The organism is Myxococcales bacterium, assembly GCA_023898405.1.
In the GTDB taxonomy this organism is placed as follows: Bacteria; Myxococcota; UBA727; order UBA727; family JABDBI01.
The window spans coordinates 1,464,018-1,485,553 of record CP060221.1 but is presented as its reverse complement, the minus strand read 5'-3'; the positions used below and the strand labels follow the sequence as shown (position 1 = coordinate 1,485,553).

The window sequence follows — 21,536 nt, the reverse complement described above, 5'->3', positions numbered from 1 at the left end:
AAAAAAAAACGATTAGGCAACCCCCTACGGAAATCATCCCAAATATTTCCTACGGAAATAACATCCTCGCACTCTACTTATCCAAACTATTCAACTCAACAAAATTTCTTTGTAGTTTGCACAAAAATTTTTTTCGAGCGAATTGAAACAGAAGGTGCAAACTTAACCAGCTATTCAAAGAATACAACTCCCTAAATAATCTTTTCATTTCCACAGGCGCTTAAACTCAAGGGTAGTAAAAGAGTCTTTGGCAATGATCAAAGAATTTCTGAAAGAGCGCTTCTTGCGAGGAGTTTTCTTAGGTCTTAAAATATTCGCTGCCTTTGGCTCATGCTCTACTTTACAAATAATATCTAATTCCCATTCTTCAGTGCTCATTTTTACGGGTTGAAAAATGTCTTCATGTAATGGATTAAAACGAAACGCACTAATAATTCTGCTATCAATACTACTATTTACTTTATAAATTTTAACCACCCAATCACCATCAAAATCTTTCACAATAACAAATGGCCCTATCTCTTTAATTTCTTTGTGTTTTTCTGAAGTTAATTCTTGAGCATGAGAAATTTGATAATTCCATTTTTTTTTCAAACGCTTCTCAAGATAAAAATCGGCCGAACAATAAAAATCGGCACGGGAAATCGGTGAAATAAATACTGCAACTAAGCAAAAATAAAAGGCAAATTGACACATAAGCAGATCTCCCACTCAATATTAGTAAGATTTAATTCGACCGTGAATTAAATTGGTTGTTTTAGCAGAAGCGATCACTCATCCTTCCTTTGGCCCAGCCTCACACGAGTTTGCAGCCATGATTGCGCTAGAAATTTGATTCATGAGCTCGCTTAAACTGCCTGGAGAGTGTGGCAAAAAAACTGTATTTGATTTACCTAATGTACCGATCTCTTTTAATGTATCTAAATACTGAATCATAATAACAAGCTTCATGACATCATCAGCACTTGATCCAGCAATAGCCTTTTGAAATAACTCTACCGACTGTTGAAGACCATCAATGATAGCACGTCTTTGATTGGCAATCCCTTTGCCCTGAAGCTCCTTACTCTGGGCTTCCCCTTCTGCTTTTTTCACAGCCAAAATTCGCTCTGCCTCTCCTCGTTCATTGGCGGCTATTCTTTCTCTTTGAGCAGCATTGATGTCATTCATGGCCAACTTAACTTTTTTATCAGGATCGATTTCCGTAATTAATGTCGTTTGGATTTCATAGCCAAATTGATTCATGGAATGGCTTAAATCATTTTTTACGGTTAACGCAATAATATCTTTATTCTCAAATACCAAATCAAGTTCCATCTTAGGAACTTGTCCTCGCACAATATCAAGCACATGAGACTGAATCTGAGAAACAGGATTGCTCAAACGATAAAAGGCATCGATAATATTATTCTCTAATACGTAATACTGCACAGCAATATGCATTCTCACAAAGACATTATCTTTGGTCTTGGTCTCAACCTCAACAACCATCTGCTGAATCCTAAGGTCGATCACCTTAGCAACTTTTTCGATCAAAGGAATCTTAAAATTTAAACCCGTACTGGCTGTTCTGACAAATCTACCAAAACGCTCTACCGAACCAATAGTCTGCTGCCTAACCGTAAAAAATGAATCATACAGTAAAACACATAAAATTAACGCAGCAATAATTAGTATAATAGTTCCCATCTTAACCTCTCACAAATAACACTATTGAATTCAAAGCGCGCTTTAGTCTGCACATTAATAACAAGCTTTTAATTTTCAAAACCATGTCTCCCCCAAAAAACCGGGGGTCGCATAATTAAATTTGCCTGTTAGAGTTGTCCTTACTTTTTATATAGTGGAGTATCAGATGCGCAACGACGGCCGCAGCAATGACCAACTTAGACCCATCAAATTTGAAATCGCTTATTTAAAACATCACCCTGGCTCAGTCATGGTGAGTATGGGCAACACAAAAGTCCTTGTGGTAGCAACCAGTGAAACTCGCGTACCTCACCATCGCCTTGACGCCGGTGGATGGCTTTCAGCTGAATACAATATGCTTCCAGGCTCGACCGTTCAAAGAAAACCGCGTGCCATAGCCAAGCTTAAAAATGATGGTCGTTCGGTTGAAATTTCTCGTCTCATCGGTCGCTCCCTGCGCCAAGCCGTAAATCTTGATGCCTTAGGTCAACGCTCCCTCCTTATAGACTGCGATGTTATTCAGGCTGATGCCGGCACACGGGCAGCTTCCATTACAGGAGCTTACGTGGCTGTATGTGCTCATGTGGCAAGTCTGCTAAAAAATGGGCAGCTTAAAATGAAAACCATGGAAGATATCATCGTGCGCCCGGTTGCAGCGGTTTCTTTAGGAATTGTCAAAGATCAAGTGCTGCTCGATCTCAACTATCAAGAAGATGTTCAAGCTGATACGGACTGTAACTTAGTGGGATCGAATGGTGAACAGGTCATTGAATTTCAATGTACTGCCGAGCGAACACCTATGAACAAAGCACACATTGATCAGATTTATGCTCTAGGACAAAGAGCTCTCAGCGAGATCATCGCTTTGCAAAATAAAGAGCTTTTAAAACAGTGCGGCATTATGTTTCATAGATAAGAATACTTTGCCTAATTTTTTGTTAGGCGAATATATTTAAGCTTTGAATAATCAAAATGCCCACGGGGTAAAGGAAAATTACCCTGTACAAATTTCATATCAATATTCATGAGCGAAAAACTCTTCTTTAAAAGTTCGCGTTTATTTTCATCGTACTCGGATACAACTTTCAGCCATTGTTCATCTTCAGCTGAAGAAAGTTTTTGGTAAAATTTAATATTAAAGTCTACAGCACTCAGAGTTGTAAATCCATATATTCCAGCAGGCCTATCACTGCTAAACTTAGCAAGCACAGTTTTTACTAGCCTTAGGCTTTCTTTGGCTCGAGCGAGAGCATCATTAAATTCATGATTTGTTTTAATTGTTGCGCCTATCTGAAATGGATTTTCATCATACCAAAGAGCCATATGCCCATTCTTTTTAAGCATTCTCAAAAGTTGAAAAATATGATTCCACCTAAAATCCCTAACCAATCGTGTAACCGAATAATCTATGGCAATAAGATTAAATCTATCACTTAGCTGATCAGCAAGTTTGGTCAAATGATAGAGGTCTCCCACGTCCATATGCAAAAAATCAGGTCCATTAGCCACACCGTTAATATCCAACAAAACCCAATCATGACACTCATTGTAAAATCTTCTTAGTTCTGCATTCCGATTGCTAACCCCTACAGCAAGTTTCAATTCTTTCTTGGTATTTTTTACATAATCAATAGTTTTTTGGGTTCTTTGATCGGGATAAGTTTGCGGGTTTCCAAGATCAAGCCCATCGACAAATTCTTTAACACAAAGAGGCGTATTTTTTTTCTCATCACTATTTTGCGTGGAGTTGTTCGCTTGTTTTGAACTTGGCAATGGAGAGTTTTCGTTACTTAAGACGCATGAAAAACATTGAAATAGGAATATTAAAAACAAAAATTTCATCGAAAACCTCTTAATAATATTTCCTAGAATCACCAACATAGCTTTACCCTCTGCTTTATACAAGAATTGCAGGAGATGAGACATTTTTTGGAAAAACTATGATTAATTATAATTTTTTGAACATCTCACATAAATTCATACATGAAAAACGGAAACCATGGTCGATAAGTTTTTGGGGAACCGCACGTGTCGAAGACAATAACAACGTGCTTTGTTCTCCTAAGCTTTTTAAGAACCATGTCGGAAGCGAAAGCCAATTTGAGCGATTAAATTTTTCACCCAACATGCGGGTAAATTCATTATTGGTAACGGACTCTGGTGCCACCACGTTTACTGGTCCTTCCATTTTTTTTTCGCTGAGGGCAAATATAATAGCGGAAATCACATCATCAAGATCGACCAAAGACATGTATTGATGCCCTGCTCCAAGCCTCCCACCCAAACCAAATTTAAAGAGTGGAATAATTTGCTTGAGCATGCCTCCTCGCGGACTTATCACTATACCAAAACGCAAGTTCACCACCCTTACTCCTGCTAAGCGTGCAGATGCTGTGGCTTTTTCCCATGCCTGGCACAAGGTGGATAAAAAACCTTTGCCAGGTTTTGCATGCTCATCGACCTCTTTCTCGCCACTGTCGCCATAAAATCCAACCGCAGACGCACATAAAAACACTCTTGGGCCATGCTCAATAATTGTTTTGGCAATCAACTGGGTAGATAAAACTCTGCTTTCAAAGATTTCTTTTTTAACACGAGGTGTCCAAATGCCCGACAAAATATTTTTACCCGCCAAATGAATAACCGCATCACACATTTTTAACTTATCTGCTTCGATAAAATTACTTTGATAATCGTAGGCAATTTGTCGCGGGCCCAGCCTTCCTTTACTTCTCACCAAGGGCCACACTTCATAGTCTTGCTCTTCTAATTTTTTTTTGAGCTGTGAGCCTATCAATCCATGTGCTCCTGAAAGAGCTATAATTTTAATCGCCACTTAGTCTCCTACAGCAAAATTAAAATCCCTTGAGACTCGATTTTTAATGACCTTAAATAGACCTTGGTCGGTCGCATAATACCAGTCATCACCATAAGCAGCTGCATCATAAAAATCAGTGCCATCATCGGGTACATCACCAACATTACCACCTTTGTAATTATTGATGTCAAAGGGCCGAGCTCTTTTCGTTTTCAGATCGATCCTATCCCTCAAAAGATTATTCGAACTCAACTCAACAGTAATTTTTCCATCTTTAAAACTGTAAATATTATGTGGGCTTATGATGCGCGCCTCATAAGCATTGGTCACAATCTTAAATGACTTGTGCATGGAATAATGAAAATTATTAATAAAGACAAAAGGTTTTTTGCTGGTATCTGCATAGCTAAGGAAGCTATTTCCTTTAGCATCACGTACAAGAATCAATAAAAATTGCTCTGCAACCAGGGCCATATCGACCACGCCCTCTAACTGCGTTCCCATGGCAAAATCTGCGCTCCATTGTTTTGGATGACTATTATCCAAAGCATCTCCTGCATCTTGCTCTATAAAAGCTTTTTTTCTTACTCTGATAGCGCGATCAGGAATGTTCATTAGAGCATCTGGTGCCGCCAAAAAAATTCCATAGTGCTGGTGCCAAGCTAAAGCTCCAATAAGATTCTTTGTTGAAAGGCGTACTCCATTTTTGTGAGTGATACGATTTCGTTCACGCTCACCCACCCCGTTAAAAAACATACTGCGTTCATGATGCAGGCTAGATATCACATAACGCTTGCCCTCATAACCTTGAGCCTTAAGCTCGACTACAGCGGTGATATGAGCTCCATCTGGGCTTGGCACTTCAATAATGTCGTGGAGTTTGGACGATTGCACTTGAACAAGATTGGGCTTAGCAAATGCCTTCGACCACATTGCTTGCGAGCTTTTTCCGTTGAAAAAAGCAACGCCTCCAAGCTTTGAAGCATGTGCTCTTTGTTCTTGGTCATCGCTTATAACCGCCAGCACTCCATCAACGCTGCAGCCAAGTTTCTCGATACGTCGCATTCCCAAATTCAAATTGTAGCGGGAGTAGTCATCTTTACCTTGAAAATTATCCAGCTTTATCCACGAACGCTCATGATTTGTGCTTGCCATATTCCAAGCATAAAAATGTTGTGGATCGCCATCAGAACAATAAAGCGTACTTCCACTAACTTGAAGCATGGTCGGTATATGATCATTAAAATTAAATTCTTGACCATCGATCTTATAAAAGCTTTTTATATCAACCGATTTTTGCACAACTCTTTCATTGGATTTAGTAATCTTGAGCGGGCTTTCAAATTTGGAACAGGCGTTCATCAAAATTACGAGAGTACACAGCAGCATTGTTTTATTGCTTTTAAAAACAGCCGTCATAAAAAAACCCAATCATCAAGCATGCGCAATAAAAAACACCAGCATGATACTGGTGTTTTTTGCATGATAAAAATATCAAGAGATATTATTTAGAACCGACAAAAAGTCCTTCTTGAGTAAGAGCAACAATCTTGTCACCTGCAAACTGAGCTTTTATAGCATTGTCAAGACCTTCAACTTCAAGTGCATCGCCCTTAGAACCATCAGCACCTACAGCAAGCAATCCTTCTTTAGTAACTGCGTAAACATTGCTGCCATTCACCGCCAAATCACGCACAAAGGTTCCAGTCCATGCTTCCAAAACTTTGGCATCAGCCATTACAAGACTTGCTGCTTTGCCTTCAGCTGCTGGAGTGTAACTATAGACAATCACGCCACCAGTAGCATCAGCGTTATCTTTGGTAGATCGCAGACCAATGTAAAGTTTACCGTCAGCAAATTTAACTGCGCTTACACTATTGTTCGTTTTACCTTTGAGATTCCAGGCTTTGACTGCTGCTGCTGGATTGAAAGTTTCAGTATTTGGATTGTTCGTATTGAACGAAGCCTTTGGAAACAAGCGTACCTCGAAGTTTGCATCAACGATCAAAGCATCTTCACCCGCCATTGTAGCAAAAACATTATTGCTAAAACTACTAGTACTCTTAAGACCGATCCATTTGTCAAGCTTAGCATCAGCCTTGCCATAGAGAAAATATCCATAGTCGCGTTTGAAAAGCAAAGGCATTTCATCTTCTCCGCTCACCAAAGTAGCAACTGCTTTCAGCGCTTTATTATAAGCATCTGATCTAGCTGTAGCACCACCAAAAGCGACATGGGCTCCAGCTTTGCTGTTATCCCAAGCAGCTACCCAGTTTCCGCCTTCAACCAGACCTACACCATTACCCTCGTTTGGGGTTCCCTTGGCATCAACAGCGACTTCAACCAAAGCACCGGTAGAAGTTGGCACCACCTTGTTCACTACAACAGCACCAGCCAGTTTTGACTTTCCTGGAGTTCCATCCAATCCAGTGTCACCAAGATTTACTTGAGCATATTTATCTGCTGCTGCTGCATCCGCGCCTGCAACCTTGAATAGTTTTGTGCCATCATTTGTTGCTACATAAACGTCGCCGTTGCCGCTTACAGCAAGACCCCTAAAATCTGCAGCGTCAGGAATTGCAACCTTATTAAATTTATATGATCCAGCGGCTTCATCACTCTTATTGCCCTTATCGCCACCTTCTTCTTTTTTACCTGGGCCGTCTGTTGGTGTATCTTTGCAACCACTTACCATAGAAACGGCAACTAAGCCTGCAATGACACAAGACCAAATGCTTTTATAAGTATTTCTCATTTTTTTTCTCCACTTTCAAAAATCTTTATTAACCGTGCGTTCAACCTAGAGCACTTAAGTGCGTCACATTTTTGCTGGTTAAACAGTCACCAATATTTTGCCTTCCCACGCGCGCAATCGTCGTTATTCTAAGACTTTGTGTGAGGCTGTCAACACAGGGTTTGAGAATATTTTTATAAAATAATGAGCCTGATCTTTTTTAGACTAAATTATTAGAGAGCTGAGCATATTGGTCATACATTTTGTTGCGCCCCTTACTAGAATTTTTTATACCAAACGATCTGGAATACGGGGCACAAAAAACTACACTCAGGCCGCAGCCTGCAATTCAGGGCTCAACTTACGATATGCGGCTAAATCTTTTGGACCATCGCCATAAACGCAGGCTGGCATCTTAATGACACCTTCCTTCACTGCATAATCGAAAAGCTGGTCTTGTAAAAGGCGCCTTCCCCGAAACAACCTACTCATTACTGTTCCAATAGGGATCTCTACTCGGCGCGCAATTTCCTTATATGAATACCCATAAATATCACTCAAAACCACCACTAAACGAAAATCAATGGGTACTTTTTCCAAAGCACGCAATACTTCGTCGGACAAAAACCGATCAGCAAGATCGCTTTCTGGAGTATGCCCCTTACCAAAATGCTCTGAGATATCCTGGGCTTTTTGTGTTATGGCGCGAAACTCATTGTCTAATATTTCACGCTCTTTGACTTTTCTTCGATATTTGTTGATGAAGGTGTTTGTCAAAATGCGAAACAACCACGCTTTACAATTAGTGCCGACTTCAAACTGCGCAAAAGAACGAAATGCTTTCAAATACGTCTCTTGCACTAAATCCTCGGCCTCAGAAGAAGATCTTGTTAAGCGTAGGGCAGCCCCAAATAGGGTATGAATGTGGGGCATTACCTCCTTTTCAAAAGGGGTTTCGTCAATAAACTTGGCGTCACAACCAGCAAAGCGGGCAGTTTGAGCCATAAGGCACACCTCGAATTGTCGTTTTTACATAAGCTTTTTGTTAAACGCCAAGCTTATGAAATTTATTTCGAGAAAACGCTCAACCCCGATCATTTTACGTCGCTATTTTTTAATTTCTATACCCGAATCTGTTGTTTATTTTTCTTAGTTTTTTTTTCGTGTTTTTTTTGAAATTGTTCCCTAAATATCGAAGATTTACTTGCCTCGATTTCATAGATAAGCCCTCGTATTTTTGGTTCCGCTCTTTCCATGAAACGTGCAGCAAGCTCTAAACGCTCATTTTTAATTTTTTGATCTTTAATTCTCAAAGCCTGCTGTAGCAATGCCTTAGACATCCAAAGTTTGGCAGTTATTTGGCAAAAACGTTCAGCATGCAATAATCCAAAAGAAAAATCAGTTTTTGGATCCCACGTTTTAAGAAAGGCACTTTTCCAATCGGCAAGCGGTTTATCTTTCAGGTCACCAAATTTATCGGCCACCATACGTGTCATTATGGTCTGCATACTCGAATAATAAAGCGACTCCAAACGAGCCAACTGTCTTTCTTGCGAAGATTTAGCACTTATTATCTCCAGTTTTACAGAAGCTAACTTAGAAATAAATTTAGCAGGATTACGCATCGCATATTGCAGATGATCTTTGAGCACCATCAATGCCTGAATCTGACTAGTTCCCTCATAGATCGGCAAAATTAATGAGTCGCGCATTAGCTTCTCGGCATAGTATTCCTGCATATAACCAACACCACCCATGATCTGCATGGTGAGCCTCGCTGCGCGTACAGCAAATTCCGATGCATGATATTTCACCAATGGAGTTGCAAGACGTGCTTGCCATTTATGTTTTTTAAGCTCTTCCTCTTTACGTTTAAGATCCTGGTCAGAAAGACTGGTATCAACCTTGAGATATGATTTCAGCCTGTTAGCCATTTCCTCATGAAAGCCTGCATTAAAAGCAAGGCATCTGAGTGCTTTTATCTCTACATCCATCTCATCGAGATAATCAGCTATAAGTTCATGGTCGGCAATTTTTTTGCCCATGGAGAAACGGTCTTCTGCAAATGCCTTAGCCATGCGATAGGCTTTTTCACTCAAACCTATGCCTTCATAACCGACTAAAAGCCTCGCATCATTCATAACCAGCAGCATATTGCGGAAGCCATGCCCTCTTTGTCCAACCAGCTCTCCTCGTGAGTCTTCGTAGTTCAGCGTTACCGTGACCGAAGAATGCTGCCCCATTTTTTTTTCTTGGCCACCGATCTCAAAATTACGCACCTTCGTGCCATTTTTCTCGATGTGAGCTGGAACATAAAATAGCGATAACCCTTTCAGCCCTGGTGAAACTGCAGAATCTTCAGAGCGTGCAAGCACCAAATGATGTTCGCCGTGCCCACAGGTAATCCAAATTTTTTGACCATTGAGGTACCAGTATCCATCTGAATCCAAACGAGCAGTTGTACGGATTTGCCCCAAATCCGATCCTGCCTGAGGTTCAGTTAAGCACATAGCACCACAAGTTTTGCCTGCTACCAAATCCTTGATAACATGATCAAATCGAGTAGAGGTTATTTTTTTACCATCTGCAGTAAAGCTTCCCTCATCCACGGCAAAAAATTGGAAGGCAAGACCAATACCAGAAAAAAAACCGTAATATGTCATCAAAGAAACATCAGCACGGGCTGTCATTTCACAAACCGCATTGGCCACCAGCCACGGTAAATTATAGCCCCCGACGTGGCGTGAGAATGGCATCGCCATTGCCCCCATGTCTGAAAGACCTTTGATAAATTCCTGCATCGCCGGAGCGTCAATCATCTCACCATTTTCTAGCGTTGGGTGCTGTTGATCGAGCAGGTGAGCTTTAGGATCGATTTGTTCGGCGATAAATTCTCCCAAGGATTGTAAAAATTCATGGTAGAGAACCTTAGCTTCTTTAACATTGCGTGGTGATTCAGGATCGGAAGTATCAGGCTCAACCAGAGCAAAAAGTTCATCCCAGCTTTGTTGTTCAATGTTAAGGCGTAGATCGTCGTTGTCGAGGTAAAAATTTGCCATATCACTCACCAAGTTTTATGTGTCATCAGATACAACAATAAATCATGCACTCTTTATTCAGGGATTTGTTAAAGATAAAAAGTCTTGTGCACACCAGAATGTATTATTTTAAGAATTTGAAGCTGTGTGAAAAAATAAATCTTATGAGACTGTTTTCTAAACAGCCTCTGAGAACATATCGAGCTCAAGCCCACTCTACGGAACTTAAGGGAGGAAGTTTAGGCCACTGTGCACCTGCTTGCCACTGAGCACGGTAATAATACAAAAATGCTTTATCTGAAGTACTTAACATTTTTTCTTCGATCAAACGCTCATCAAAAGGACAAAAGGTGAGAGGCAAAACCCTAACAAAACGCTCATCTTCAGGATCCGGAACAATGGTAGCTAAATTTTCGATTCTAACTCCGCCAAGATCTTCGAAATACAACCCAGGCTCGATAGAAAAAACATGACCGGGTTCAAGCACACTGGTTGAAGAGGGAGCAACACGAGGAGGAAATTCGTGCACATTAATACCCACACCATGGCCAGTTCCGTGAGCAAAATCCAAACCTTGCTGCCACAGTGGTTGGCGCACAATGGCATCAAGCTGCATTCCTAAAGTTCCTCGTCTTATTCGTGCAGAAAGCCCTCGAATACTAGCCATCAAAACTAGTGTGAACATTTCACGCTGCCAATCCTTGGCAGATTCATTTTGTGAGGCAGCTAAAAAAGTGCGGGTCAAGTCCGTGGCATATCCGCCTTGATAATAAGCTCCGCAGTCAAGTAAGAAGAGCGATCCCCTTTCAATGTAATTTTTAGAATCGGGAGTGCCGTAGTGAATGATCGCACCATTTTTTCCGCTGGCACAAATCGGACGAAAGGATAACTCGGTGGCTTTTGATGCAAAGAATGATTTTTGAACGTACGCGTCAACGTCACTTTCGCAAATGGCTTGCTCTTTTTCAAAACATTCGACGACATAACGGTGCGTTTGATCGACCACTTGATCGGCCTTGTAAAAGGCTTCACGCATGTGCGCAAGCTCCCTTTCATTCTTCACCGCCTTTAAATCCATGATGGGATTCATGACGCTTCTAAAGCTTATTTCCTTCTCACGCAAGCCGCCTTCATGGGCCTGTGATGTTTCTCTCTCATCAATAGCTATCACCGAATCCTTGGTAAGCTCACTCTTAAGGCGCTGAAAGAATTCACTTTCTTTTACAAGTTCACATTTCGGCAAAGTTATGTCTAGAGTTTTAAGACCTTCGGGTAACCCCAATATAATTTTTTTGTTGACCACTGCAGCAATGCCAGGAACAGAACTTTGAAATGGATAGCGGTTGCTTCTGATATTGAGCAACCATGCAATATCATCAAGTTTTACTATCAATAATGCGTTTAAGTTCATGGCATCAAGAGCCAAATGTATCCTGTCAATTTTTTCTTCAGTACCCAAGCCTGTAATATCTTGTGAAATGGCGTTGATTTCCCAAGCTTTTGGCTCAACATTCACTAAAACGCCCTCAATAATCGAGCGGCCAGCAGAACTGAGAGAAAACCCACTATCATTTGAAATATCGCGAAGTTTCTTAAATAGTTTCAGATCGATAGTAGCGGGATCAAAGGCTAAGGCTTGGCCAGGCAAGATAATTTTATTCAGAGCACTAAGCCAGTTATTTTCTATACTTTGGTTATGGCTGCAAACATGAACGCTATAATCTGAAGCCTGCGATTTTGCTTGCAAATTATAACGTCCATCAACAAAAAGATAAGCTCCTTCAAGCGTAATTATTGCGTCACCAACAGAACCATCAAAACCAGTAATTAAAGCCCTAGGACTCTCATTTTTTGGAATATACTCATTAAAGTAACGATCGGTAGAACGGATAAGAACGCCACTTAATTCTCTTTTTTTTAACTCGTTTCTAATGTGTGATAATGATAAAGATGAGCTTTCAGCCATGATTTTTCGCCTTATTGCCTAGCTTTGATGGAAAATATATATGGAGCTTGACCGTCTTTGCAACAACTGGGAATAAGCGAATATGTCAAAGAATTTATTTTTCATTCGTCTTGCGTTAGGGTTTCTTTTTTTAGCTCTGCTGATGAATGTGATTGCTTGCGACCCATGTTATGAACTTGGTCGATCATTGTGTGAGTGTGAAGAGACCGAAGAAAAAAGAAAGGAATGTTTAGCCGGCCTTTCTCTGGCAAAGTCCGATAATTTTTTCAAAAAAGCGAGTAACCCGAAACTGTGCCAAGCGGCTTTAGAAGAATGTGGTTCGTGCAAGGCGGTCAAAGAAGGAAAAGACGGTAAGTGCGGATCTTATAGCATAAGCTTGACCGGCCAAGAAGGAAAATAGGATGACTGAGATACAAAAACCTAGCGTTCTCAAAAGATTTCGCAAATTTGAGCTAAGACGTGCCTTATTTATACTTCCCAACGCTTTTACCATGGCAAGTATTTTTTGCGGAATTTACGCTATTCTCCATACAGTTTTGCACTCAGACCCTGAAGCGCTTTACCACGCAGCAATGGCGATATTTTTTGCAGGTTTTTTTGATATGTGCGACGGCCGCGTAGCCCGCCTCACTAAAACTCAAAGCGAATTTGGTATTGAATTTGACTCCTTGGCCGACATCATCAGTTTTGGCGTGGCACCTGCAGTCATCGTCTATCGTTGGGCCCTTTGGTCAATCGGTCCTATTGGAATTTTAGCAGCCATTTGTTTTGCATCCTGCGGAGCTATCAGATTGGCTCGTTTCAACGTGCTAGCCCGAAGAGCAGGTGCTAGTTCTGGCGATTTTTTTATGGGACTACCCATTCCTATCGCGGCTAGCATGGTGGTGGCTTTGGTTATCGCTCACTTTCGCATTTTTGAGGGCATGCCGGTCACCCGCAATGCATTGGTGCTTGGGCTTGTGATCACTCTTGCCCTCTTAATGGTGAGCAGCGTATCTTTTTGGACTTTTAAAAATGTTAAGTTTGGCAAAAAAACTATCTACATAATGTTCATCTCTGCCATTGGTTTTTTTATTGCTGGCATGAAATTTCCGGTCAGCGTGATTTTAGTTCTTGTGATTGGCTCTTATATTCTGGCTGGCATTGCCCGTGAAATTATTCATATGACAAAAAAAATCCACTCATAAAAAGTGGAATTTTTGGCAACCAGTACAGTCTGTTAAAAGATTAAAAAGATCCCAGTATTTTTCTAACCATCGTGGAGAGCGATTGGTGATTGAGTGTACGAAGCGCTCTAGTGGAAAGTGCCAATCTAACAAAACGCCCGGTTTCCATGTCAAAAACGCGTTTTTTCTTTATGTTAGGCTTACAGGCGCGCTTGGTCTTGATGTTCGAGTGAGAAACCTTGTGACCTTTCATCTGTTTTTTGCCGGTCAATGCACAAATTGCCATAACTAACTCCAAAAATAACTTTTTCAGCCCAGCTCTACTCCATTCATTAGGGCCATGCAAGAGCGCCCAGGCTTTGATTAACCATTTTTTTGGCCAAAAATAACTCAATTACAGAGTGGAGCTGAAAAAAACTTGGCTTTCCTTACTTGCTGCTTGATTTTAATACACCTATGAAACACTAAAATACTACCAGAATATGTTGTTCTAAGTTTTTGCTCTGGCGGCTTAACATAAAGTTTCAAATGTATTGAGGCGAATTCTTAAATAAAATTAGCAAATTATTTTAAGACTTTTGACTCATCAAAAAGCATAGAGCAGGGCTATGATTCGCTCAAACCAGGCAAAAGCCCGTAATATTTTTCTAAACTATTTCTGGCTAAAATTTTGCATACAAGGCAACAAGTGAGGTTCTTTGGTGTCAGATAATCGACCCATTGCTATTTTGGATACGGGCGCAGGTGGACTAAGTGTAGTCACTGCTTTAAGAAATATTGCTCCTCATGAACAAATTCATTATTTTGCAGATTATGCCCATCTTCCCTACGGGCTTAAGAGCCCAAAGCTCATTCAAAAGCTTGCCCTTAAGGCGGTACAAAATTTTCTAGAACTATCCGATTACAAAATTCTTGTCATCGCCTGTCACACCATATCGGTATGGCATCTCAAAGAAATTCAACAAAGCCTTTCAATTCCTGTGATTGGTATGTTTGAACCGAGCGTTATGGGGCTAAAAAATTATTTATTACAAAACGACATAAAAACTTTGGGAATTATTTCCACCAAAGCGACGCTCGACTCAGGCGCTTACCATAATTTTTGGCCAGCAATAGATCCACATAGAAAAACTACCCTGGTTGAACAGGCCTGTAGCTCCCTTGTAAGCCTAATAGAAGAAAATAACCTGGCCAAACCACAACTGCAAATAATCATTGAACAGCTTCTTCATGACAAAATCAAAAATGCAGATGGAGTAATGCTAGGCTGCACTCACTTTAAAGCCCTGGTTCCTGTACTAAAAAATGTACTCAAAGAAAATTGTCATATTATTGACGCGGCCCAATTTGTTGCGACACAAGTTCATCAGAATCTAAAAGCTAGCAATCAACTTACAGACATCACACGCTCAGAACCAATTAAGGTGGTTGTCAGTGATAATCCACAACGCTTCCTAAATGTCGCACAAAGCTTTATGAGTGAAACACCAGAAGTAGAAGAGTTGATGATCGCACAGGAATGAGGACACTATGTTTTTTTTCAAATTAGTTACGCTTAGTGCTTTACTGATCACGATTAATTCGTGCGTAACCACTCAAAGCCTGCGCAAACACGAAGGCAGTTATCTTGAGAGTGTAAAACTTAATTTTGATGCGGGTGAAAAAGCTTTGAAAGATGGCGAATTTGAAAAAGCGATTGGTTATTTTCAATTCGTGAGAAGCAAATATCCTTTTTCGAAATTTGCGGCCTTAAGTGATTTAAGAATAGCCGACACTAAATACGCTCAAAAAAAATGGCTTGATTCTGCTTCAGCTTATGAAATCTTTGTGCGTCTTCACCCTCGACATCCAGAAGTTCCCTATGCAACTTATCGAATCGGTATAAGCTATTTTTACGCGGTTCCCACAGATTTTTTTCTTCTCCCAAGCTCAACTACGCGAGATCAAACTTTTACCAAAGAGGCACTATCGGCACTCGATCGATTTTTGTTAAAATTTCCAAACTCTGAGCAGGCAAAAGATGCACTGGATAAACGAGCATTACTATTTTCATATTTGGCCAAACACAGCATGAATATCGCTGATTACTATGAGCGCCGCAGTCTATACCAAGCCGCAGTCCAAAGATTTTTAAATATCAATAATGATTTCCCCAACAGCGATATCTCAGCAGAAGCCCTATGGCGTGCTGCAAATATTTTTAGTTACAAAATCAAAGACTTGAACAAGGCAGAAGAAATCTACCAACAAATTGTTGAGCAAAAAAATAATTCAAATTTTTTTGAAGCGGCAAAAGAAAAGCTTAAAGAGATAAAAAAGAAGTTAAACAGCGTTCATGATTTAACTGGCGGCAATAAAATTTCTTAGCTGGAGCTTCTAAAAATAAAACTTACGCTTCGAGAATATAAGCTATTTCATGGAGCATTGCGCTTGCTATTAGGTCTTTGATGTCGCTTTTTTTACAAGCAAGATTCTCAATATTTTTTTGAAAGAGATAGATAGTATTAAGCTCTGATTTTTCTTCAAACCAAACACAGGCCAACGGCGATAGCAAAGATTTTTTTTCTTCCAATATTTTCTGAGGCACTATTTGCTCGATTCGCACCGAACTCTTATAGACAAAATCGCGTATTTCTTTTGGTAAAACTAAAATAGCCTGTTCAAAATAATTAAAGAATTGACTTTGTGATAAGCGAACCGGCCGGTGATAGCGTCTATCAATTTTATTTGCTTCGGCAAAATAGCTATCAGCCTTTTCAAAAGAGCCCATAGCGCAATAAAGCTGCCCCAATACCCACAAAAAATCGCTTTTTTCGTGATCTTTACTAGGGTCAAGTAAATCCATGGCCTTAGAAAAATTACCCAGCTCCAGCAAAGCAGTGGCAAAAGATAAAATAGCCGCTTCGTCTTTTGAATTAATATCGATAGCATGCTGCGCATGCTCAAGAGCTTGGTTAAAATTATTTTTCAGACGGAAACAATCGCTCAACAAGAGATATACATCCACCAAAAGAGCCTCATCGTAGTCCTTCTTTAACTGCGAAAGTGGGCTATCCTTAAATTTTTTCTTGATTTGTTTAAGAATGGCAAATGCTTCATCAACATCTTCAAAGTTATCAAGCAAAATAGATGCTTTTTTTAATAAAAGAGCTTCATCATCTGGATGATATTTGAGCCCTTGTTCGATCCAGTTGAGAGACTGTTCAAAAAGAGCTTTTTCTTCAAAAACTTCAGAAAGAAGCAAAAAAGATTCAACATCTTTAGGGGCTTTGGCTAAAATATCCATTGCCCGCAATACCGCCACATCGGCATCGGCTTCATCAAGAGTAGCGTAAACTTCATCGGCTAAAGCACGGATCTCACTTCTTTTCAAAATAAGCCTCTTTAATTTTTCGAACTAAATATTACTTCACCAACGGACACTTCGCTACTTGAAGCTTTCTTTCGAGCAGACTCAAGAGCTTTTAATTCAGCTTCAATCATTTCAAAACGATAATTAAGCTCGGCATCATTTGTATCAAGCTCGCCTCCAAGACGAATTATTTCTTTGGTAAATTCCCTATCATCAACCTGAGCCCGAGCTTGTTCAACCCACGCTTTCTTAAGCTCTTCTTCTTTAACCCCACGTCTTCCCATTTTGCTCAAAATAGCGCGCAAAATACCTCGTTTGCCATTTTTTACATTGACTTGATGCTTTTTCATTGGACGGTTGAGAGCGCGAAAGAGCGGAATTAAAAAAAGTGTAGCAGAAAAAATCAGAGGCACCCATCCTAGGAGCAGCGGTACCCCTTGAGGTGGCGGAGTGAGCAGTTCAGGCACCATGTGACTCTTGGCAAGCGTCAAATAATAGCTCAGTTTTTCAACAGTCCACCCATTAGAAATAGCTACTGAGCTCATGATCATATTGAATCCATTGAGCCCTGCAATCAACATATTGGATCCAGCAGGATTACCGGTAAATTCAGGAACAACTTCTCGTTTCTGCCAAATAGGCGGCACCGAGACATTGATCTCGCTTTGGGAACTTTTACGCATCGAAACAAATTCGTAAAAAATTCCTCCCTCTTCGCTTACGATCACATCCCCATCATAATCAAGCATAAGCTTGGCCATAAAAGGATCTGCCTCTTCTTTGCTAAAGCCTGTCACACGCATGACATCAAGAATACCAATACGACCTTTTTGCGCCCGTATTTCCTGTAAAACAAGTTTGCTAACATCCTCTTTACTTAATTGTTTTTCTTCAGGACCAAAGAAAAATCGATTGACCCGTTCATAAAAAGGCATTTTTTTCGCCCTGGGCCGGTAATAATAATCGTAGGGATCATAAACAACACTAAAGGGTGAAAAAGGATGAAAGGTCCAAAACAAAGAATCAAAAATTAATCTAAGCAGCGTATGAAACATTAACGTGCCAGAAAAACTTGATGAATTATCGTCGCGATCATTGCCCTTAGAAAACGTAAGAGCCAATAAAATGAGTGCAAAAATCACCACATAGGCGATCATGACAATGCTTATCCAAGCTCGAACAATAAATTTTAATGCACCAAGACCAGCCTTTTTTATTTTTGCTCCCCACTCTTCAAGCAACTCTTTTTTGTGCCATGGTTTGGTAAAACCGGTGGGAAAGGAATATAAAATTTCACCTTCAGATGTCACTGAAAGCGCGCCCCGATATTCGGCAGTCAAATAATTAAGACCAAGTTTTGCATCGTTGAGTGAAAGTCCACTTTTGGTAGATGCGTCTGCCAAGCTAAAGGGCTTTTGCACAGCATTAAGCGAATCCATCAATTTTTCAATTATGCTGGTCTTTGGAGTGCTACTCATATGAAAAACCCCTTAATTGGTTTTATTTGGCCCTAGGTATATTTAAAAATTCTTTGGCAATTATTAGCGTAAATACTGCGCTATGCCACCCATTATTTTAGCCTAATAGCAGCAATTCAACCGATTTTGAAACATAAAAACACAAGAAAAATATTTTCACAAGGATAGATAACTTGGGCTATACATGATTTTTTATGCATCGCATCTTCTAAAAACAGCCCGGCCTATTTATAAGCCGGATTTACATATTTTTAGCTGGATCAATGGAGATTATTATTGGGGTTAAACATGGAGTATCTACTTTTTATATTATGCTTAATCTCATCTTCCTTAGGTAAAAACTTGCCCCCGCTAATGGAGATAACTTTAGATCTTTCCTTATTTCTTAAGCTTATTGCTTTATTTTCCCGTAAAATTCTTACAATTTCATTATCTTCAGCCAAATCCAAAGCTGTTTGACTATGGCTATTAACCGCATTTATCAGTGGGTTAAATTTAAGCAGTAGTTGAACAATGTCCGCATTTTTTGTCAGCGTAGCAAACATAAGTGGAGTTGCCTCTTCAGCATCAAGATTGTCAACATCAGCTCTGGACATTAGCAAAAACTCTATCATTTCATAAGCTTTTTTTGGCGATAGAGTATCCCTCACAGAATTACTGTTCATTTCATCATTTATTTGAGTTTTTATTATTAAACTCAAAGCGGAATTACCAAAATTATCTTTTTCATCAAGTAAAGCTCCGCTCCCTATGAGCAGCTGAACAATTTCTATATTTCCTGCTAAAGCAGCTTTCATGAGAGGCGTTAGTCCTGTTTTATCTTTTACATTTGTATCAGCTCCCCATTTTATAAGTCCTTTAATCACATCCAAAATATTCTCGTGTTGTATCAACTCACCTAAATCTCTCACATACTTATTTTGTATTTGAGTTCCTATAGCTAAGCTTAAAGCAGTCTTGCCATTCGCATCTTTCTCGTTGATATCAAGTTGATGAGCGCAAGATAAATCTTCGAAACTCAATAATTCTTGAAGAGCGTCTTTATTTCCTAGAATAGAGGCAACCATAAGTGGTGTTAACCCGAAAGGGCTGAAAGAAGGGTCTGCTCCCGCTTTCAAAAGTATATTTATAAGCCTCGGTGAACAACGTTCCTGGATTGCTAAAACAAGCAAGGTAGTCCCCTCATTAACCATCAAATTTGGCTCAGCTTTATTAGCTAATAAAACACTGGTTAATTCTTCATTATCATTGATTACCGCAATACTAAGAGGAGTACCTCCTTCTTCATTTTTCTTGTTTACATCATATCCATTTTTAATTTCTTCTTTGACCCATTCTAAGATTTTAGTCTTAATTGGCTTCTGTTCTGAGCAAAAATTGCTCTTAGCCAACTGCCCAAAGCAAAAAGTTTCTTTGGCAAATTTTAGCGTTTGAAGTCCTTTTGACATTGCCAAAACTTCACTGGAAAAAACTGAGGTTAAAAATAAAGCAAGGAGTAGGCATGTCTTTGTGGATTTTTTCATTTGGCCTCCTAAAGTGCATCGAAGGATAGCTGTGATTTTGCAATGATCAAGCAGTCCTTTGCAGCTATAGAGGTGAGTGCAAGACTGAAAGCATTAAAAAAATGCACCAGATCTCTTGGACTTTTTAAAACAACAGGTATAAGGGGTGAAGTATTGATATGCCGTGGTGGCGGAATGGTAGACGCAGGCGACTTAAAATCGCCCGGGTTATCCCGTGCGGGTTCGAGTCCCGCCCTCGGCATTATTTTTTGAATGCTTATGAGCTTACCGTACGTGCTCTGCTCAAATTTCACGAACGTTTTTTTACTGTATCAAGCACCGCATTAACATGGGTTTTTACGCGCACTTTATACCAGGACTTGATAATATCGCCCTTTTCATCGATAAAAAAGGTGCTGCGTATCACTCCCACAGAAGTTTTACCATACATAACTTTCGTTCCGTAGGCTCCATACTGTTGATGCACTGCTAAATCTGGATCACTCAATAAAAGCATTCTAAGATTGTGAGCACTTTTAAAACGCAAATGAGAGGCCAAGGGATCTTTTGAAATGCCTACTATGGATACTGAATATTTAGAGAATTCTTCAAAGGCTGCGCTAAAGTCACATGCTTCAGTCGTGCAACCTGGGGTGAGATCTTTTGGATAAAAAAATAGTACCAAAGGTTTATTTTTAAAATTTGCCAAACTATAAAGTTGCCCATCATCACCGCGCAAAGAAAAATTTGGCGCTTTATCTCCACTTACCAACACAATTTGCTCTCCCATAGTAATCACCGCGATATTACTACTCGACTTTAAGAAACCTACGATAGGGCTCTCTCTGCTCAAGTATTTTTTTGCGCTTTGCTTCTATATTTTTTTGATCAAAAAGCCAAAGAGGCTTTTCTGATACGCCTATCTCCAAACTTTGTCCAAGGGGAAGCAACAGTGATTTATGGGGGCCATCGATAAATAATCGAGCATCACTCATGTTACTGGTAATTTTTAGAGTTTGCTCTTGAGTTATTGTGCCTGACAACAAAGAAGGTGCATCGCTATTGCTCCAGTATGGTTCACGAACTCGAAAAACAGCTTTTTTCTTTGAAAAGTCAAACGCTTGTGCTCCCGATGAATATATACCGCCGGTTGATCCAGCACCCGTTGCTACCCAAATCCCGCTTGAACGATGAGACTCTATAATATTTCCCAGACTTAGATAAAAACGCGATAAAGCCGCTGGGTTTTTGTGACAATAAAGAATGTCATTGAGTGGCTTTAAAAGTTTTTTTTGGCCATTTAAGCGCAAAGATAATCGCGTCACCGGCATCGGAATTATTTTTTCATCATAGATATCTTGCATTATGGATAAAAAATTATTTGCAGTTGCTGCACACAGTGCACCAATAGAGTTTTTTGGATCGGAGTTAACACCTAAAACAGGTGTATCCACACAATAGTGACTAGCATCAAGCAAAGTTCCATCACCACCAACACAAATCACAAAGCTATTTTTTAAATCCGAAGGCTTTACTTCAGAACGGCAAAAAATCGAATAATCAACAGCAAGTTTTTTTAGATCGTCTTCCACTTTTTTAATGCAAAAAATATTTTCCTCATGTGCTCTGAAAAGTTCTTTGCTTATAATATCGGAATGTTTTTTTAAATAATTTTTCTGTTTGTTTGAGCGTTGCTGCGCAGCATAAACATATCGTGAATGTTTGTAGACAACGCTAACCCTAAGGCTACCGATATCTTTAATGGGTGATATTTTTTTCATAATGCCTTTCCT

General features: G+C 39.9%; 20 protein-coding genes and 1 tRNA gene. 6 read left to right on the top strand and 15 right to left on the bottom strand.

Features of this window, described 5'->3' with window-relative positions:
• Positions 1–204: 204 nt before the first annotated feature.
• Positions 205–696, bottom strand: coding sequence for a hypothetical protein (locus H6731_06730; GenBank protein USN49966.1), 492 nt, complete (start codon positions 694–696; stop codon positions 205–207).
• Positions 697–774: 78 nt separating this feature from the next.
• Entirely contained in the window at positions 775–1,689 is a 915-nt protein-coding gene (locus H6731_06725) for an SPFH domain-containing protein (protein USN49965.1), read from the bottom strand.
• A gap of 166 nt (positions 1,690–1,855) precedes the next feature.
• On the opposite strand from H6731_06725, the gene rph reads away from it, so the two are divergent.
• Entirely contained in the window at positions 1,856–2,605 is a 750-nt protein-coding gene (gene rph / locus H6731_06720) for a ribonuclease PH (GenBank protein USN49964.1), read from the top strand.
• 11 nt (positions 2,606–2,616) lie between these two features.
• Here the strand turns inward: rph and H6731_06715 are convergent, their stop codons facing one another.
• The 7 genes from H6731_06715 to H6731_06685 form a co-directional block, all read right to left on the bottom strand.
• On the bottom strand, positions 2,617–3,531 hold the full coding sequence (locus tag H6731_06715; GenBank protein ID USN49963.1) for a hypothetical protein: 915 nt from the start codon (positions 3,529–3,531) through the stop codon (positions 2,617–2,619).
• 106 nt (positions 3,532–3,637) lie between these two features.
• Positions 3,638–4,525 carry a TIGR01777 family protein gene (locus H6731_06710; protein USN49962.1) on the bottom strand — a complete coding sequence of 296 codons (888 nt, stop codon included), beginning with the start codon at positions 4,523–4,525 and terminating at the stop codon, positions 3,638–3,640.
• Positions 4,526–5,926, bottom strand: coding sequence for a hypothetical protein (locus H6731_06705; protein ID USN49961.1), 1,401 nt, complete (start codon positions 5,924–5,926; stop codon positions 4,526–4,528).
• 85 nt (positions 5,927–6,011) lie between these two features.
• Positions 6,012–7,262, bottom strand: coding sequence for a hypothetical protein (locus tag H6731_06700; GenBank protein ID USN49960.1), 1,251 nt, complete (start codon positions 7,260–7,262; stop codon positions 6,012–6,014).
• 309 nt (positions 7,263–7,571) lie between these two features.
• The gene (locus H6731_06695; protein ID USN49959.1) at positions 7,572–8,246 is read right to left on the bottom strand and encodes a sigma-70 family RNA polymerase sigma factor; all 675 of its coding nucleotides are present in this window, start codon (positions 8,244–8,246) and stop codon (positions 7,572–7,574) included.
• Between the two features lie 116 nt (positions 8,247–8,362).
• Positions 8,363–10,300 (bottom strand): acyl-CoA dehydrogenase family protein, encoded by a 1,938-nt coding sequence (locus tag H6731_06690; protein USN49958.1) that lies wholly within the window; start codon positions 10,298–10,300, stop codon positions 8,363–8,365.
• Positions 10,301–10,484: 184 nt separating this feature from the next.
• On the bottom strand, positions 10,485–12,245 hold the full coding sequence (locus H6731_06685; GenBank protein ID USN49957.1) for a M24 family metallopeptidase: 1,761 nt from the start codon (positions 12,243–12,245) through the stop codon (positions 10,485–10,487).
• Between the two features lie 82 nt (positions 12,246–12,327).
• Between H6731_06685 and H6731_06680 the strand changes: the two genes are divergently transcribed.
• Entirely contained in the window at positions 12,328–12,645 is a 318-nt protein-coding gene (locus tag H6731_06680) for a hypothetical protein (GenBank protein USN49956.1), read from the top strand.
• A gap of 1 nt (position 12,646) precedes the next feature.
• Positions 12,647–13,432 (top strand): CDP-diacylglycerol--serine O-phosphatidyltransferase, encoded by a 786-nt coding sequence (gene pssA / locus H6731_06675; protein ID USN49955.1) that lies wholly within the window; start codon positions 12,647–12,649, stop codon positions 13,430–13,432.
• Between the two features lie 40 nt (positions 13,433–13,472).
• On the opposite strand, the gene rpmB is transcribed toward pssA, so the two are convergent.
• Positions 13,473–13,697: a 50S ribosomal protein L28 gene (gene rpmB, locus H6731_06670; protein USN49954.1), complete on the bottom strand. Its 225-nt coding sequence runs from the start codon at positions 13,695–13,697 to the stop codon at positions 13,473–13,475.
• Between the two features lie 415 nt (positions 13,698–14,112).
• Between rpmB and murI the strand changes: the two genes are divergently transcribed.
• Together murI and bamD are read left to right on the top strand one after the other, a co-directional pair.
• Complete coding sequence (gene murI, locus H6731_06665) at positions 14,113–14,934, top strand: glutamate racemase (GenBank protein ID USN49953.1); 822 nt, start codon at positions 14,113–14,115, stop codon at positions 14,932–14,934.
• Positions 14,935–14,941: 7 nt separating this feature from the next.
• Positions 14,942–15,778 carry an outer membrane protein assembly factor BamD gene (gene bamD / locus H6731_06660; protein USN49952.1) on the top strand — a complete coding sequence of 279 codons (837 nt, stop codon included), beginning with the start codon at positions 14,942–14,944 and terminating at the stop codon, positions 15,776–15,778.
• Between the two features lie 22 nt (positions 15,779–15,800).
• Here bamD and H6731_06655 read toward each other — a convergent pair whose 3' ends face one another.
• From H6731_06655 to H6731_06645, 3 genes are all read right to left on the bottom strand, one after another.
• Entirely contained in the window at positions 15,801–16,784 is a 984-nt protein-coding gene (locus H6731_06655; GenBank protein ID USN49951.1) for a tetratricopeptide repeat protein, read from the bottom strand.
• A gap of 11 nt (positions 16,785–16,795) precedes the next feature.
• Positions 16,796–18,241 carry a hypothetical protein gene (locus tag H6731_06650; protein USN49950.1) on the bottom strand — a complete coding sequence of 482 codons (1,446 nt, stop codon included), beginning with the start codon at positions 18,239–18,241 and terminating at the stop codon, positions 16,796–16,798.
• Positions 18,242–18,501: 260 nt separating this feature from the next.
• Positions 18,502–19,689 carry an ankyrin repeat domain-containing protein gene (locus H6731_06645; GenBank protein USN49949.1) on the bottom strand — a complete coding sequence of 396 codons (1,188 nt, stop codon included), beginning with the start codon at positions 19,687–19,689 and terminating at the stop codon, positions 18,502–18,504.
• A gap of 235 nt (positions 19,690–19,924) precedes the next feature.
• Here H6731_06645 and H6731_06640 point away from each other — a divergent pair.
• Positions 19,925–20,005 (top strand) — tRNA-Leu (locus H6731_06640).
• A gap of 48 nt (positions 20,006–20,053) precedes the next feature.
• On the opposite strand, the gene H6731_06635 is transcribed toward H6731_06640, so the two are convergent.
• Together H6731_06635 and H6731_06630 are read right to left on the bottom strand one after the other, a co-directional pair.
• A complete protein-coding gene (locus H6731_06635) occupies positions 20,054–20,518 on the bottom strand; it encodes a peroxiredoxin (GenBank protein ID USN51953.1) in 465 nt (154 codons plus the stop codon).
• A gap of 34 nt (positions 20,519–20,552) precedes the next feature.
• On the bottom strand, positions 20,553–21,524 hold the full coding sequence (locus H6731_06630; GenBank protein ID USN49948.1) for an NAD(+)/NADH kinase: 972 nt from the start codon (positions 21,522–21,524) through the stop codon (positions 20,553–20,555).
• Between the last annotated feature and the right edge of the window lie 12 nt (positions 21,525–21,536).

What these genes read in the sequence shown, in the direction of transcription:
- H6731_06730 (USN49966.1), bottom strand. Translation starts at nt 696, where the DNA reads ATGTGTCAATTTGCCTTTTATTTTTGCTTAGTTGCAGTATTTATTTCA.
- H6731_06725 (USN49965.1), bottom strand. Translation starts at nt 1,689, where the DNA reads ATGGGAACTATTATACTAATTATTGCTGCGTTAATTTTATGTGTTTTA.
- rph (USN49964.1), top strand. Translation starts at nt 1,856, where the DNA reads ATGCGCAACGACGGCCGCAGCAATGACCAACTTAGACCCATCAAATTT.
- H6731_06715 (USN49963.1), bottom strand. Translation starts at nt 3,531, where the DNA reads ATGAAATTTTTGTTTTTAATATTCCTATTTCAATGTTTTTCATGCGTC.
- H6731_06705 (USN49961.1), bottom strand. Translation starts at nt 5,926, where the DNA reads ATGACGGCTGTTTTTAAAAGCAATAAAACAATGCTGCTGTGTACTCTC.
- H6731_06700 (USN49960.1), bottom strand. Translation starts at nt 7,262, where the DNA reads ATGAGAAATACTTATAAAAGCATTTGGTCTTGTGTCATTGCAGGCTTA.
- H6731_06695 (USN49959.1), bottom strand. Translation starts at nt 8,246, where the DNA reads ATGGCTCAAACTGCCCGCTTTGCTGGTTGTGACGCCAAGTTTATTGAC.
- H6731_06690 (USN49958.1), bottom strand. Translation starts at nt 10,300, where the DNA reads ATGGCAAATTTTTACCTCGACAACGACGATCTACGCCTTAACATTGAA.
- H6731_06685 (USN49957.1), bottom strand. Translation starts at nt 12,245, where the DNA reads ATGGCTGAAAGCTCATCTTTATCATTATCACACATTAGAAACGAGTTA.
- H6731_06680 (USN49956.1), top strand. Translation starts at nt 12,328, where the DNA reads ATGTCAAAGAATTTATTTTTCATTCGTCTTGCGTTAGGGTTTCTTTTT.
- pssA (USN49955.1), top strand. Translation starts at nt 12,647, where the DNA reads ATGACTGAGATACAAAAACCTAGCGTTCTCAAAAGATTTCGCAAATTT.
- rpmB (USN49954.1), bottom strand. Translation starts at nt 13,697, where the DNA reads ATGGCAATTTGTGCATTGACCGGCAAAAAACAGATGAAAGGTCACAAG.
- bamD (USN49952.1), top strand. Translation starts at nt 14,942, where the DNA reads ATGTTTTTTTTCAAATTAGTTACGCTTAGTGCTTTACTGATCACGATT.
- H6731_06650 (USN49950.1), bottom strand. Translation starts at nt 18,241, where the DNA reads ATGAGTAGCACTCCAAAGACCAGCATAATTGAAAAATTGATGGATTCG.
- H6731_06645 (USN49949.1), bottom strand. Translation starts at nt 19,689, where the DNA reads ATGTCAAAAGGACTTCAAACGCTAAAATTTGCCAAAGAAACTTTTTGC.
- H6731_06630 (USN49948.1), bottom strand. Translation starts at nt 21,524, where the DNA reads ATGAAAAAAATATCACCCATTAAAGATATCGGTAGCCTTAGGGTTAGC.